This window comes from Spongiibacter nanhainus (assembly GCF_016132545.1).
In the GTDB taxonomy this organism is placed as follows: domain Bacteria; phylum Pseudomonadota; class Gammaproteobacteria; order Pseudomonadales; family Spongiibacteraceae; genus Spongiibacter; species Spongiibacter nanhainus.
In genome coordinates this window covers 3,362,634-3,376,842 of the sequence record NZ_CP066167.1, presented here as the reverse complement: position 1 = coordinate 3,376,842, position 14,209 = coordinate 3,362,634, and the positions used below count along the sequence as shown (strand labels likewise).

The window sequence follows — 14,209 nt, the reverse complement described above, 5'->3', positions numbered from 1 at the left end:
GGGTTCCAATCGCGACAAATGAGGCGGGGATGATAGCGCAATCCCCGCGCCGACGCGAAGCTCCCTGTGCCGATGTCCGGCGATTCGTCGTCAGTGCCGTGTCCCCAGCATCTCCTTGGCGTGGGCCAGGGTGTTCTCGGTGATGGCGATGCCCCCCAGCATACGGGCGATTTCGTCGATTTTGTGGTCCTCGCTGAGCAGTGTCAGCTCGGTGCGCACCGCCTTGCTGTTGCCCACTTTTTTCACTTGGATATGGTGGTGGCCCTGGCTGGCAACCTGGGCCTGGTGGGTGACACACAAGACCTGACTGCGTTGGCCCAGCTCTCGCAGCATTTGGCCGACAATTTCTGCGGTGGCGCCGCCGATGCCGACATCCACCTCATCAAAGACCACCGTCGGGACGGCGGCAACCTGCGCGGTGACCACTTGAATGGCCAGGCTGATTCGGGACAGCTCGCCTCCCGAAGCAATTTTGCTCAGTGGCCCCATGGGCGCGCCGGGGTTGCTGCGAATCAGGATCTCGACCTCTTCCCGGCCCTGGACGTGAGGGCGGTCGTTCTCACGGGGAGTGAGGGCAAAGTCGATTTCGCAGTGCTTCATGGCCAGGGCCTTAAGCTTGGCTTCTATCGCCTTTTTGAGCTTCTTGGCGGCGCTGGTTCGCTGGCTGCTCAGCTTGGCGGCGTCGCGCTGGTAGCGAGCCTCGGCCTGGTCCCGTTGCTGGCGCAATTCATCGAGTTTTTCGTCAGTGGCATCGAGGTCGCCGAGTTTATCGCTGAGCTCCGCCTGCAGGTCGGGCAGGGCTTCCGGTTTGATTTTATGTTTGCGGGCGGTCTGGTAGATGGCATCGAGGCGCTCTTCCACTTCGTGCAGGCGCTCCGGGTCGAGATCGATGCTGTCGACCTGACTTTGAATTTCCCGGGCCGCTTCTTCGATCTGGATGCGGGCATTCTCCAGCATTTGCGCCGCCGCGTGCTCCTGCTCACTGCCGTGTTGGCTGCCATACAGAGAGGACAGCGCCTGGTGGAGCACGCCCATGGCGTTAACTTCGCCCTCGCGGCATAGCTGCAGGGCGTGGTGGTTGGCGGCCAGTATCTGCTCGGCATTGGCCAACTGTTGCTGCTTTCTCTCCAGTTCTTCCACCTCACCGGGCTGCACGTCGAGTCGCTCCAGCTCGTCCAGCTGGTAGCGCAGCAGTTGCTCTTGGGCGTTTTGTTCGGCTGCCTGGCTGGTGAGGGTGTCCAGCTGGTGGTTGAGAGTGTCGTACTCTCGGCATAAGCGAGCGACGCCTGCGGCTAGTTCGCTACAGCCACCAAAGGCATCCAGCAGTTGCCGCTGGTGGTGTTTTTTAAGCAAGGACTGATGGGCGTGTTGGCTGTGGATGTCGATGAGTAGTCCGCCCAGCTCCCGCACTGCCTGCACCGTAGCGGGACTACCGTTGATGTAGGCCCGGGAGCGCCCCTCCTGGGTGATCACCCGGCGCAGCAGGCACTCGTCGCCGTTGTCCAGATCCCGTTCGGCCAGCCACTCCCGGGCTGCCTTCAGGTTGCTGAGATCAAAGCTGGCGTGAATGTCGGCGCGCTCGGCGCCGGGGCGAACCACCGAGTTGTCGGCGCGGTCCCCCAGCGTCAAGCCCAGGGCGTCCAGCATGATGGACTTGCCGGCACCGGTTTCGCCGGTGAGCACCGTCATGCCGGCGTTGAGGTCGATTTCCAGCGATTCGGTGATAGCAAAGTTACTGATACTGAGGTGGGTCAGCATGGACTGGCTCCCGTTGGTATATATGGGTTTTTATACAGTAGTTTGCCAGGGCTCGACAAGTGCTCGCCCTGTTCGCGGCAAGGATTTTTTTGCGCCCGCCTTGAAAACCGGTCGGTTAACCCCATATCGCCAACAGCCTGGCCCGTTGGGCCCGCCAATATTCACCAGATTCACGGAGACAGTCATCGTGGCAGACGAGCAACAAAAAGACGCAACGCCCGAGCAGCCGGCGCCTGGGGGCGATGAGCAGGCTACTGCTGAGAACCTTCAAGGGGAGTCTGCCCAGGCGGCACCTGAGTCGGGAGAGGGCGCTAGCCTGGAGCAGCAGCTGGAAGCGGCCAAGCAGGAAGCCGCCGATGCAAAAGAACAGGCTCTGCGCGCCGTCGCCGAGTCCCAAAATGTGCGCCGCCGGGCGGAGAAAGACGCCGAAAGCGCGCGCAAGTTTGCCTTGGAGCGCTTTGCCGGCGACCTGCTGGAAGTGGCCGACAACCTGGATCGCGCGCTGGCTGCGGCGGATGACAGCGATGAAGCCCTAAAGCCGATCCTGGAAGGGGTGGAGCTGACCCGCAAAACCCTGATCGATGCGCTGAATCGCCACAATGTCGAGCAGATCGACCCGGTGGGTGAGCCCTTCGATCCCCAGTTCCACGAGGCCATGGCGATGGTGCCCAACCCCGATGTGGAGCCCAACACAGTGATCGAGGTCATGCAGCGCGGTTACACGCTGAACGGTCGGTTGCTGCGGGCCGCGATGGTGGTGGTGGCTAAAGCGCCGCAATAGACACCGCCGACAGTATTGCAAGCGTAGGTAAAAGTACGGCCCCGCCTTGAAGTTTGGCAAACCGGGCCAATATCTGACACAGACAGAATGACACCCCTCGGTGGCTCCGGACAGCGGACGCCGAGACTGAACGACACGGAGATTTAACATGGGCAAAATTATCGGAATCGACCTGGGGACCACCAACTCCTGTGTTGCCGTAATGGACGGCGACAAGGTCAAAGTCATCGAGAACGCCGAAGGTACGCGGACCACCCCGTCCATTGTCGCCTACACCGAAGACAATGAAATCCTGGTGGGACAGAGCGCCAAGCGTCAGGCGGTAACCAACCCCAACAATACGCTCTACGCCGTCAAGCGACTGATCGGTCGCCGGTTTGAAGACGACGTGGTGCAAAAAGACATCAAAATGGTGCCCTACGGCATCTGCAAGGCTGACAACGGCGATGCCTGGGTCGAGGTCAAGGGCGAAAAAATGGCGCCCCCGCAGATCTCTGCCGAAGTGCTGAAGAAAATGAAGAAAACCGCCGAAGACTACCTGGGTGAGAAAATCACCGAGGCGGTCATCACCGTGCCGGCGTACTTTAACGATTCTCAGCGTCAGGCCACCAAAGACGCCGGTCGTATTGCCGGCCTGGAAGTAAAGCGGATTATCAACGAGCCCACGGCGGCGGCCCTGGCCTACGGCATGGACAAGTCCAAGGGCGATCGCACCGTTGCCGTGTACGACCTGGGTGGCGGTACCTTCGATATCTCCATCATCGAGATTGCCGAAGTGGACGGCGAGCACCAGTTTGAAGTGTTGGCCACTAACGGTGACACCTTCCTCGGTGGTGAGGACTTTGACCTGCGCCTGATCGACTACCTGGCGGAAGAGTTCAAGAAAGAGAACGGCATCGACCTCAAGGGCGACTCCCTGGCGATGCAGCGCCTTAAAGAGGCGGCGGAGAAGGCCAAAATCGAGCTGTCATCCAGTCAGCAAACTGAGGTGAACCTGCCTTACATCACCGCAGACAGCACCGGTCCCAAGCACTTGGTGGTGAAAATGAGCCGCGCCAAGCTGGAGTCGCTGGTGGAAGAGCTGGTAACCCGCTCGTTGGAGCCGATGAAAATCGCCCTGGACGATGCCGGCCTGTCATCCAGCGAAGTGGACGAGGTGATCCTGGTAGGCGGTCAGACCCGCATGCCGATGGTGCAAAGCAAAGTGGCGGAGTTCTTCGGTAAAGATCCCCGCAAAGACGTCAACCCCGACGAAGCGGTAGCTATGGGCGCAGCGATTCAAGGCGCGGTATTGGCCGGTGACGTCAAAGACGTACTGCTGCTGGACGTGACGCCGCTGACCCTGGGTATCGAAACCATGGGTGGTGTCGCTACGCCGCTGATCGAGAAAAACACCACGATTCCTACCAAGAAATCTCAGGTGTTCTCGACCGCTGAAGACAACCAGACCGCGGTGACCATCCACGTGGTTCAGGGTGAACGCAAGCAGGCGGCGGCCAACAAGTCACTGGGTCGTTTCGACCTGGCGGATATCCCGCCGGCGCCCCGGGGTCTGCCGCAGATCGAGGTGACCTTCGATATCGACGCCAACGGTATTCTGCACGTGTCGGCCAAAGACAAGGCCACTGGCAAAGAGCAGTCCATCCGCATCACCGCCTCCAGCGGTTTGAATGAGGATGAGATCGAAAAAATGGTTCAGGACGCTGAAGCCAACGCCGAAGCGGACAAGAAGTTCGAGGCTCTGGTGACCGCCCGCAACACGGCGGAAGGTCTGGCCAATGCCACCCGCAAAACGCTGGAAGAGGCGGGCGACAAGGCCACCGACGACGAGAAGTCTGCCATTGAGGCGGCGCTGACCGAAGTTGACGAAGCCATCAAGGGTGATGACGTCGACGCCATCGAGGCGGCGACCCAGAAACTCACCGAGGCGTCCGGCGGCCTGGCACAGAAGATGTATGCTGAGCAGGCGGCCCAGGCCGAAGGCGAGGGTGGCGAGCAGCCGGAAGGCGGCGCCAGCAACGCCGGTGACGATGTCGTTGACGCTGAGTTTGAGGAAGTCAAAGACGACGACAAGAAGTAAAACACGCGGCGTCAGTCGCGTTTGGAGGCGGCGCCAGGTTTGAAAAGGCCTGGCTAAGCGCTCCAAACGAGGACGCTAGGTTGAGACGCCGGGCCATTGCCCGGCGTTCTTGCTGGTAGAACAGGCTACACAGATTATGGCGAAACGCGATTACTACGAAATTTTGGGTGTCGAGAAAGGCGCTGACGAGAAGGACATTAAAAAGGCCTACCGTCGCATCGCCATGAAAAATCACCCGGACCGCAATCCGGATGACCCCAAGGCAGAAGATATCTTCAAAGAGGCCACCGAAGCCTACGAGGTGCTGGCCGACAAAGAAAAACGCGCGGCCTACGACCGCTTTGGCCACGAGGGCGTTAACGCCGGTGCCGGCGGCTTTGGCGGCGGCGGTGGCGGCTTCAGCGATATTTTTGGCGATGTCTTTGGCGACATCTTTGGCGGCGGTGGCCGGCAGCGCGGTCCGGCTCCGGGTTCAGACCTGCAGTACACCCTGGAAATCGACCTGGAGCAGGCGGTGCGGGGCACTACCGCCAAGATTCGTATTCCCACCCTGGTGGAGTGCAACACCTGTGAGGGCAGTGGTGCCAAGAAAGGCAGCACACCCCTGACCTGTGGCACCTGTAATGGTGTTGGCCAGGTACGGATGCAGCAGGGCTTTTTTGCTGTGCAGCAGACCTGTCCCAATTGCCGGGGCAAGGGACAGATTATCTCCGACCCCTGTAAGAGCTGCCACGGTCGCGGCCGGGTGGAAGAGACCAAAACCCTGTCGGTGAAGGTGCCACCGGGTGTCGACACCGGCGATCGTATCCGTCTTAGCGGCGAAGGCGAAGCCAGCCCCAATGGCGGCCCCGCCGGCGATCTCTATGTGCAGTTGGCAGTGCGCCCCCATCCGATCTTTAAGCGCGATGGCAAGCACCTGCACTGCGAAGTGCCCATCGGCTTTACCGAGGCGGCACTGGGCGGCGAGTTGGATGTGCCCACTCTGGACGGCCGGGTCAAATTGAAGATTCCCGCCGAAACCCAGACCGGTAAGGCCTTCCGCCTGCGCGGCAAGGGCATTACCCCGGTGCGGGGCGGCAGTACCGGCGACCTGATCTGCAAAGTAGTGGTGGAAACGCCGGTATCGCTTAACAAGCGCCAGAAAGAATTGCTGGAAGAGTTCCAGTCCACCCTGGCTGGCGACGACAAGCAATCACCCCGTAAGAAAACCTGGTTCGATGGGGTGAAGTCCTTCTTTGATGAGATGAAATTGTAAGGACGCGCAACCGCCGCCTCGACTTGGCGGCGGTTTTTCTCCATCCTTTATCTCGCCACCGTTCCGGTTGAAGCGAGCCTTTCATGGATAAAACACTTAATAAATTTGTTGCCCAACACCTGTGGTCCGAAGCGGTACTGGACTACCCCTGGTGGCGGCGCTACCTGATTATTGCGGCGCGCTACCTCTACGTGGTGCTGGATGACTTGGCCAAGGGCGAGCTGACCCTGCGGGCCATGAGCCTGGTGTATACCTCGTTGTTGTCGCTGGTGCCACTGATGGCGGTGAGCTTTTCGGTGCTCAAGGCCTTTGGTATGCACAACAAGCAGTTGGAGCCGGTGCTGCTGCAGTTTTTGGCGCCGATGGGCGAGAAAGGTGTGGAGATCACCAGTCAGGTCATCGGTTTTATCGACAACGTTAAAATCAGCGTGCTGGGGAGCTTCGGTATCGCGCTGCTGTTTTACACCGCAATTTCCCTGATTCAGAAAATCGAATCCACCTTTAACTATATTTGGCGGCTGGATCAGCATCGCAGCATCGGCCGGCGCTTTGCTGATTATGGCAGCGTTATGCTGATTGGTCCGCTGCTGGTGTTCACCGCCATTGGTCTGTCGGCTCGGGTCCTCAGTGGCGGTCTGGCTGATGAGATGACCACTATGGTGCCTTTCTTGGCGCATCTGCGGGAGTTGGCCGCCAAACTGACCCCCTATCTAATGATCGTCGCGGCCTTCACCTTTTTCTATATGTTTATCCCCAACACCCAGGTCAAGCTGCGGGCCGGTATGGTGGCAGGGCTGGTTTCCGGGGTGCTGTTTCAGAGCTTGGGCTGGGGCTTTGGCAGCGTGGTGGTGTCGGCCACCGACAGCGGGCCCTATGTCATCTACTCGGGCTTTGCCATTCTCATTCTATTTATGATGTGGATGTATATCAGCTGGCTGATTCTGCTGGTGGGCTCCAGTATTGCTTTTTATGTGCAGCACCCGGAGTATGTCGTCCCCGCCCGGCGCAGCGGTGATCTCAGCATCTCCCAGCAGGAGGATTTGGCGCTGCAAATTATGGCTTTGATGGCCCAGCGCTATTACGAGGGCAAGCGGCCCATGACCTCCACCGAGTATGTGGCGCGTTTGCGGGTGCAGATTCAGGGCGTGACACGGGTTTTGCGGGCGCTGAGGCTGGCTGGTCTGGTGGTTGAGGATGCCAGTGAGCCGCCGCGCTATCTGCCCAATGCACCGCTGGAGAACGTCAATCTCAAGCAGGTGTTGGACGCGGTGCGCAGCGAGGGCGCATCGGCAGCGCTGGTGCGCCGCCGACCGCGACCCGGTGTGAGTGGTGTGAAGGAGATTCGCGAAAATATCGATCGCGCCATCGCGTCGGCGCTGGAGGGCACCAGCGTGCGGGACCTGGCCTTGGGCAAGGATGAGGAGCGGCCGAACAGCGCCGCAAGCCAGTAAAATGACAACCGATCTACACAAGTAAAGAAGTAGGAAAAGACAATGACAGTGCGAGTTGCAGTAACCGGCGCCGCCGGGCGGATGGGCAAAACCTTGATCGAGGCGCTTAGCCTTGCCGAGGGCTGTGAGCTGACCGCCGCGATTGAGCGTCCCGAAAGTTCGTTGATTGGCGTCGATGCCGGTGAGCTGGCGGGCCTGGGCAGCAATGGCGTGAAGGTGGTGGGCAATATTCGCGAGGTGGTGGGTGACTTTGATGTGCTCATTGATTTCACCGCGCCAGTGGCGACCCTGGATAACGCCGCGGTGTGTGGCGAAGCCGGTAAGGGCATGGTGATCGGAACCACCGGTTTTGACGACGGGCAAAAACAGCAGCTCAGTGACGCGATAGCGCCTATTGCTGTTTGTCAGGCCTCCAACTTTAGCACCGGGGTGAACTTGTGTTTTAAATTGCTGGATATGGCGGCCCGGGTGATGGGGGACGATGTCGATATTGAGGTCTACGAGGCCCATCACCGCCATAAGGTGGATGCCCCATCTGGCACCGCTCTGAGTATGGGGCAAGTCGTGGCCGATGCCCTGGGTCGTGATCTGGGTAAGGTGGCGGTCTACGGTCGCGAAGGCCAAACCGGCGCCCGGGATAGAGAAACTATTGGCTTTGCCACGGTGCGCGCTGGCGACATTGTCGGCGATCACACGGTGATGTTCTGCGCTGAAGGTGAGCGGGTGGAAATTACCCATAAGGCCAGTTCTCGGATGTCCTTTGCCCGGGGTGCGGTGCGGGCGGCCCAGTGGCTGAGCCAACAGTCCGCCGGCCGCTATGATATGCAGGATGTGTTGGGCCTGAAGGCTGACGAGGTCTAGGTTTTGGCCCGCGTTAGCATCGATCTGCCTGAAAATTTCGATTTTGTTTCTGAGACGCCGTTGCTGGTCAGTCACATTAATGCCGGCAACCATTTGGGTAACGACTCGGTGATCACCCTGCTTAACGAGGCCCGGGCCCGGTTTCTGGTGTCGCGTCAGGTGTCCGAGTCAGTGCCGGCACCGGGGCTGACCATCGTCAACGCCGACCTGGCGGTCAACTACCTCAGCGAGGCGTTCTACGGCGAGTCCATTGGTATGGAGGTGAGCGCCACCTCCTTTCACCGCTGCGGCTTTGATCTGGTCTACCGACTCAGTGAGGTGGAGAGCGGCCGCGTTGTCGCGATTGCCAAGACGGCTCACTTGGTTATTGATCCCCTGGCCAAGCGGGCTGCCGACATGCCGGAGGCTGTCCGGGTCGCCCTTCAGGGGGCGTGAGGGGCGCAGAGGGTAAATAATGCCAGCTGGCCCTCATATCAGGTGGACTTTACCCGGCACCTTTGCGTAAAATTCCGCCTCAGATTTGGGTGCCGGGCGTCATCTGCCCCGCAACCCCGCAAGGAGCGAGGTGAAGCAATTTCATCTCGCTTTTTTGCACGCGTATTTTCCTCAGTGGTTCCTTAGTTGCTGTTTCCGGATCTCATGCCGGCGGTGACTCTCGGCCGCAAGTCTGATCCAGGAGGTGCTCTTGACCGTTCCAGCCATCCTTGCCCTTGAAGACGGCAGCATTTTTAGGGGTATTGCCATTGGTGCTGAGGGCAGCTCGGTGGGCGAGGTGGTTTTCAACACCGCCATGACCGGCTATCAGGAGATCCTCACCGATCCCTCTTACGCCCGTCAGATCGTCACGCTGACCTATCCCCATATCGGCAACACCGGCACCAATAGCGAGGACGAAGAGGCGGCAGAGATCTGGTCCGCCGGCCTGGTGATTCGCGATCTGCCTCTATTAGCCAGCAGCTTCCGCAATGAGCAAAGTCTGTCCGACTACCTCAAGGCTCGGGGCGTGATTGGCATTGCCGATATCGATACCCGCCGCCTGACCCGTATCCTGCGGGACAAAGGAGCCCAAAACGGCTGCCTGATGGCCGGGGACATCGACGAGGCCAAAGCCCTCGAGCTGGCCCGGGACTTTGCCGGTCTGAAGGGAATGGATTTGGCGAAAGAAGTCACGACCCAGCAAGCCTATCGCTGGAGCGAGGGAAGCTGGGAGTTGGGGCAAGGCCACCGCCAGAACGACCCGGCGTCACTGCCCCACAAAGTGGTGGCCTACGACTTTGGCGTTAAGCGCAATATTCTGCGCATGTTGGCGGACCGCGGCTGTGACCTGACCGTGGTGCCAGCGCAAACCCCGGCCAGCGAAGTGTTGGCGATGAACCCCGACGGCGTTTTCCTCTCCAATGGCCCCGGTGATCCGGAGCCCTGTGACTATGCGATTGCGGCGATCAAAGAGATTGTCGACAGCGGTGTACCGGTATTCGGTATTTGCCTGGGGCATCAGCTGTTGTCGCTGGCCTCCGGCGCCCAATCCATGAAGATGAAATTCGGCCACCACGGTGCCAACCACCCGGTGCAGGATTTGACCACCAAGGTGGTGCATATCACCAGCCAAAACCACGGCTTTGCGGTGGACGAGGCGACGCTGCCAGAGACGCTGACGGTGACCCACAAGTCGCTGTTCGACGGTTCCCTGCAGGGCGTACATCGCAGCGATCGCCCGGCTTTTGGTTTTCAGGGGCACCCGGAGGCCAGCCCCGGCCCCCATGATATTGCCCCGCTGTTCGATCACTTTATAGAGCTGATCGACGCCCGCAAAGGCGCGGCGTAGTTGTATTGCTACAGCACCGGCCATTGCGGCCGGTGGGATGTCGGGTGCCTCGCGCGCCAGACGTGACACAGGCTCAAAACACGCAGGCTGCGGCCTGTACTGGGTCCAACACTAACGAAGTATAGATTTCGACGGTTACCACTTAGTTATGCCAAAAAGAACCGACATCCAATCCATTCTTATCCTCGGCGCCGGCCCCATTGTGATCGGTCAGGCCTGTGAGTTTGACTACTCTGGCGCCCAGGCCTGTAAGGCGCTGCGCGAGGAGGGCTTCCGGGTCATCCTGGTCAACTCCAACCCCGCCACCATCATGACCGATCCGGCGATGGCGGATGCCACCTATATCGAGCCGGTGGCATGGGAGACCGTGGCCAAGATCATTGAGAAAGAGCGCCCCGATGCACTGCTGCCCACCATGGGCGGGCAGACCGCACTGAACTGCGCGCTGGATCTGGATCGGGAAGGGGTGTTGGCCAAATACGGCGTGGAGATGATCGGCGCCAACAAAGAGGCCATCGATAAAGCCGAAGACCGCCATCTGTTCGACCAGGCCATGAAACGCATCGGCTTGGAAACACCCCGCGCTGCCATTGCCCACAGCATGGAAGAGGCGCTGCAGGTGCTGGACTCCATTGGCTTCCCCGCGATTATCCGCCCCTCGTTCACCATGGGCGGCTCCGGTGGCGGTATTGCCTACAACAAGGAAGAGTTTGTCGAGATCTGTACCCGGGGTCTCGACCTGTCCCCCACTAACGAACTGCTGATCGACGAAAGCCTGATCGGCTGGAAAGAGTTCGAGATGGAAGTGGTGCGGGACAAAAACGACAACTGCATCATCATTTGCGCCATTGAGAACTTTGACCCGATGGGGGTTCACACCGGCGACTCCATCACAGTTGCTCCGGCCCAGACCCTGACCGACAAGGAATACCAAATCATGCGGGACGCCTCTTGTGCAGTCCTGCGTGAGATCGGTGTAGAGACCGGTGGCTCCAATGTGCAGTTTGGTATGAACCCCGACGATGGTCGTTTGGTGGTGATCGAGATGAACCCCCGGGTATCCCGGTCATCGGCACTGGCCTCCAAGGCCACCGGTTTTCCCATTGCCAAAGTCGCCGCCAAGCTGGCGGTAGGTTATACCCTGGATGAGTTGCAAAACGACATTACTGGCGGCGCCACGCCCGCGTCGTTTGAGCCCAGCATCGACTACGTGGTCACCAAGGTGCCGCGCTTCACTTTCGAAAAGTTTGGCGAGGCCCAGACCAAGCTCCACACCCAGATGAAGTCCGTCGGTGAAGTGATGGCCATTGGCCGCACCTTCCAAGAGTCGATGCAAAAAGCGCTGCGGGGCCTGGAAGTGGGCTCGGCTGGCTTTGAGCACAAAATCGATACTGATCGCAGCGATGCCCGGGATGTGTTGATCGGTGAGTTGACCAACCCGGGCCCCGAGCGCATCTGGTATGTGGCTGACGCTTTCCGCGCCGGTATGTCTGTGGACGACGTATTTGAGCACAGCAAGATTGACCGCTGGTTCCTGGTGCAGATTGAAGACATTATTAAGTCGGAAAACTCCCTGAAAACCCTGGCCCTGTCGGAAATCGACCGGGACATGATGTGGCGCCTCAAGCGCAAAGGCTTCTCTGATCAGCGCCTGGCAGTGTTGCTGGCGGTCAGCGAGCGTCAGTTGCGCCGCCGTCGCCACGAACTGGGAGTGCGCCCGGTGTACAAGCGGGTCGATACTTGTGCGGCGGAGTTTGCGACCTCTACCGCTTACATGTACTCCACCTACGAGGAGGAGTGCGAAGCCCAGCCTTCAGATAAGCAGAAGATTCTGGTGATCGGCGGTGGCCCCAACCGGATTGGTCAGGGCATCGAGTTTGACTACTGCTGTGTGCACGCCGCCCTGGCAATGCGTGAAGACGGCTACGAGACCATCATGGTCAACTGTAACCCGGAGACCGTGTCCACCGATTACGATATCTCTGACCGCCTCTATTTTGAGCCGGTAACCCTGGAAGACGTGTTTGAAATCGTCGACAAAGAAAAGCCCAAGGGCGTCATTGTGCAGTTTGGTGGGCAGACGCCGCTGAAGCTGGCGCGAGATTTGGAGGCCGCTGGTGTACCCATTATCGGCACCAGCCCAGAGGCCATTGACCGGGCTGAGGACCGGGAGCGCTTCCAGCAGATGATTGAGCGCCTGGACCTCAAGCAGCCCCCCAATACCACCGTGCGCAGCGAAGAGGCAGCACTGGCAGCCGCAGCCCGCATTGGCTATCCGCTGGTGGTGCGGCCCTCCTATGTGTTGGGTGGCCGGGCCATGGAGATTGTCTACAAAGAGGAAGAACTGGAGCGCTATATGCGCGAAGCCGTCAAGGTCTCCAACGAGTCGCCGGTGCTGCTCGACCACTTCCTCAGCGCGGCTGTAGAGGTGGACCTCGATGCTGTGTCGGACGGCAAGAATGTGGTGATTGGCGCCATCATGCAGCACATTGAGCAGGCCGGGGTTCACTCCGGGGACTCGGCGTGTTCTCTGCCGCCCTATTCGCTGGATGCCGACGTGCAGGACCGCATGCGGGAGATGGTTCGTCGCATGGCGCTGGAGCTGGGTGTTGTGGGGCTGATGAACGTCCAGCTGGCGGTTCAGGATGGCGAGATTTACGTCATCGAGGTTAATCCCAGGGCGTCCCGCACCGTGCCTTTTGTGTCCAAATGTATCGGCACGTCCCTGGCCAAAGTGGCGGCCCGCTGTATGGCTGGCACCAGCCTCGCGGAGCAAAACTTTACCGAAGAGCGTATTCCCAAGTTCTTTTCGGTCAAGGAGGCGGTCTTCCCCTTCAATAAATTCCCCGGTGTCGACCCGATTCTCGGCCCGGAAATGAAATCCACTGGTGAGGTGATGGGCTTGGGCGAAAGCTTTGCCGAGGCCTTCTCCAAAGCCGCCCGGGGCGCGGGTGAGGTCTTCCCAACCAGCGGGAAAGCCTTCCTCAGTGTGCGTGACCCCGACAAGGCCGGTGCGGTGGATGTGGCGAGGCAGTTAACCGCGTTGGGCTTTGAGCTCTGCGCGACCCGCGGTACCCATAAGGTCTTGACCGAGGCCGGCCTGAAATGTCAGCGTGTTAACAAGGTCTTAGAGGGTCGCCCCCATATCGTTGATATGGTAAAAAACGGCGAGATCGACCTCATCGTCAACACCACCGAGGGCAAGCAGGCCATCGCGGACTCGTCCCTGATCCGCCGCAGTGCCTTGGCCAGCAAAGTCAGCTACACCACCACCCTGGCTGGCGCCGAAGCAATCTGTCAGGCCCTCACATTCGGAGAAGAAAAAACGGTACGTCGTTTGCAGGACGTGCATGAGGATTTAGTGCAATGAGCGACCAAACACCGATGACTGTGGCCGGCGAGCAAGCCTTGCGGGCCGAGCTGAAACAACTGAAATCCGTGGAGCGACCCCGTATCACTCAGGCGATTGCCGAGGCCCGGGAGCACGGAGATTTAAAGGAAAACGCCGAATACCACGCCGCCCGGGAACAACAGGGCTTTTGCGAGGGACGGATTCAGGAAATTGAATCCAAACTCGCCAATGTGCGGGTGATCGACGTCACCAAGATCCCCTGTACCGGCAAAGTGATTTTTGGGGCCACCGTGACTCTGATCAATTGCGAGTCTGACGAGGAAGTGACCTATCGCATCGTCGGCGAAGATGAAGCCGATGTGAAAGCCGGCAAAATCTCCGTTACCTCACCCATTGCCCGCGCCTTGATCGGCAAAGAAGAGGGCGATGTGGCGCTGGTGGCGGCGCCCGGCGGTAATATCGAGTACGAAATCGATCAGGTGCAACACCTGGAAGAGTAGTGTCCAGGCAGCCTGCAGCGACGCCGCATTACAGGGGTCGCAGCAGGTTGGACAGTCTGGGGTCCGGCTTTTTGGCCGGGCGGTAAAGCAGGGCGATTTTACCGATGGCCTGCACCAGCTCAGCGCCGGCGCCCTCGCACAGCGCGTCAATCAATTCCCGCCGCTCGCCGGGATCGCCCGCATTGACCTTGACTTTGATCAATTCATGATCCTCCAGCGCCCGCTCCAGTTCTTGAGCCACGCCTTCGCTGAGCCCTTTGTCGCCTAGGGTGACGATGGGGTGCAGCTTGTGGCCGATACTGCGCAGTTGCTTTTTGTCGCTGGCGGTCAATGGAGGCATGATGGG

At 59.7% G+C, this 14,209-nt stretch carries 11 protein-coding genes; 9 read left to right on the top strand and 2 right to left on the bottom strand.

Going from position 1 to position 14,209, the window contains the following annotated elements; translation table 11 throughout:
• Positions 1-90 precede the first annotated feature (90 nt).
• Complete coding sequence (gene recN / locus I6N98_RS15470) at positions 91-1,758, bottom strand: DNA repair protein RecN (protein ID WP_198569222.1); 1,668 nt, start codon at positions 1,756-1,758, stop codon at positions 91-93.
• Positions 1,759-1,945: 187 nt separating this feature from the next.
• On the opposite strand from recN, the gene grpE reads away from it, so the two are divergent.
• The 9 genes from grpE (at position 1,946) to greA (ending at position 13,863) form a co-directional block, all read left to right on the top strand.
• Positions 1,946-2,539, top strand: a complete 594-nt coding sequence (gene grpE, locus I6N98_RS15465; RefSeq protein WP_232787367.1) for a nucleotide exchange factor GrpE — start codon at positions 1,946-1,948, stop codon at positions 2,537-2,539.
• Between the two features lie 148 nt (positions 2,540-2,687).
• On the top strand, positions 2,688-4,619 hold the full coding sequence (gene dnaK / locus I6N98_RS15460; RefSeq protein WP_198569221.1) for a molecular chaperone DnaK: 1,932 nt from the start codon (positions 2,688-2,690) through the stop codon (positions 4,617-4,619).
• 136 nt (positions 4,620-4,755) lie between these two features.
• The gene (gene dnaJ / locus I6N98_RS15455) at positions 4,756-5,874 is read left to right on the top strand and encodes a molecular chaperone DnaJ (RefSeq protein WP_198569220.1); all 1,119 of its coding nucleotides are present in this window, start codon (positions 4,756-4,758) and stop codon (positions 5,872-5,874) included.
• An 83-nt stretch (positions 5,875-5,957) separates the two neighbouring features.
• Entirely contained in the window at positions 5,958-7,325 is a 1,368-nt protein-coding gene (locus tag I6N98_RS15450) for a YhjD/YihY/BrkB family envelope integrity protein (RefSeq protein WP_198569219.1), read from the top strand.
• 42 nt (positions 7,326-7,367) lie between these two features.
• A complete protein-coding gene (gene dapB, locus I6N98_RS15445) occupies positions 7,368-8,186 on the top strand; it encodes a 4-hydroxy-tetrahydrodipicolinate reductase (protein ID WP_198569218.1) in 819 nt (272 codons plus the stop codon).
• Between the two features lie 3 nt (positions 8,187-8,189).
• Positions 8,190-8,621 carry an acyl-CoA thioesterase gene (locus tag I6N98_RS15440; RefSeq protein ID WP_198569217.1) on the top strand — a complete coding sequence of 144 codons (432 nt, stop codon included), beginning with the start codon at positions 8,190-8,192 and terminating at the stop codon, positions 8,619-8,621.
• A gap of 250 nt (positions 8,622-8,871) precedes the next feature.
• The gene (gene carA / locus I6N98_RS15435; RefSeq protein WP_198569216.1) at positions 8,872-10,011 is read left to right on the top strand and encodes a glutamine-hydrolyzing carbamoyl-phosphate synthase small subunit; all 1,140 of its coding nucleotides are present in this window, start codon (positions 8,872-8,874) and stop codon (positions 10,009-10,011) included.
• 148 nt (positions 10,012-10,159) lie between these two features.
• Positions 10,160-13,381, top strand: coding sequence for a carbamoyl-phosphate synthase large subunit (carB, locus tag I6N98_RS15430; RefSeq protein ID WP_198569215.1), 3,222 nt, complete (start codon positions 10,160-10,162; stop codon positions 13,379-13,381).
• Positions 13,378-13,863 carry a transcription elongation factor GreA gene (gene greA, locus I6N98_RS15425; RefSeq protein ID WP_198569214.1) on the top strand — a complete coding sequence of 162 codons (486 nt, stop codon included), beginning with the start codon at positions 13,378-13,380 and terminating at the stop codon, positions 13,861-13,863. Before carB ends, greA begins: the two co-directional genes overlap by 4 nt.
• 28 nt (positions 13,864-13,891) lie before the next feature.
• Here greA and yhbY read toward each other — a convergent pair whose 3' ends face one another.
• Complete coding sequence (gene yhbY, locus I6N98_RS15420) at positions 13,892-14,203, bottom strand: ribosome assembly RNA-binding protein YhbY (RefSeq protein WP_198569213.1); 312 nt, start codon at positions 14,201-14,203, stop codon at positions 13,892-13,894.
• Positions 14,204-14,209 lie beyond the last annotated feature (6 nt).

Coding starts and splice junctions, on each gene's coding strand:
- recN (WP_198569222.1), bottom strand. CDS start 1,758: ATGCTGACCCACCTCAGTATCAGTAACTTTGCTATCACCGAATCGCTG.
- dnaK (WP_198569221.1), top strand. CDS start 2,688: ATGGGCAAAATTATCGGAATCGACCTGGGGACCACCAACTCCTGTGTT.
- dnaJ (WP_198569220.1), top strand. CDS start 4,756: ATGGCGAAACGCGATTACTACGAAATTTTGGGTGTCGAGAAAGGCGCT.
- I6N98_RS15450 (WP_198569219.1), top strand. CDS start 5,958: ATGGATAAAACACTTAATAAATTTGTTGCCCAACACCTGTGGTCCGAA.
- dapB (WP_198569218.1), top strand. CDS start 7,368: ATGACAGTGCGAGTTGCAGTAACCGGCGCCGCCGGGCGGATGGGCAAA.
- carB (WP_198569215.1), top strand. CDS start 10,160: ATGCCAAAAAGAACCGACATCCAATCCATTCTTATCCTCGGCGCCGGC.
- greA (WP_198569214.1), top strand. CDS start 13,378: ATGAGCGACCAAACACCGATGACTGTGGCCGGCGAGCAAGCCTTGCGG.
- yhbY (WP_198569213.1), bottom strand. CDS start 14,203: ATGCCTCCATTGACCGCCAGCGACAAAAAGCAACTGCGCAGTATCGGC.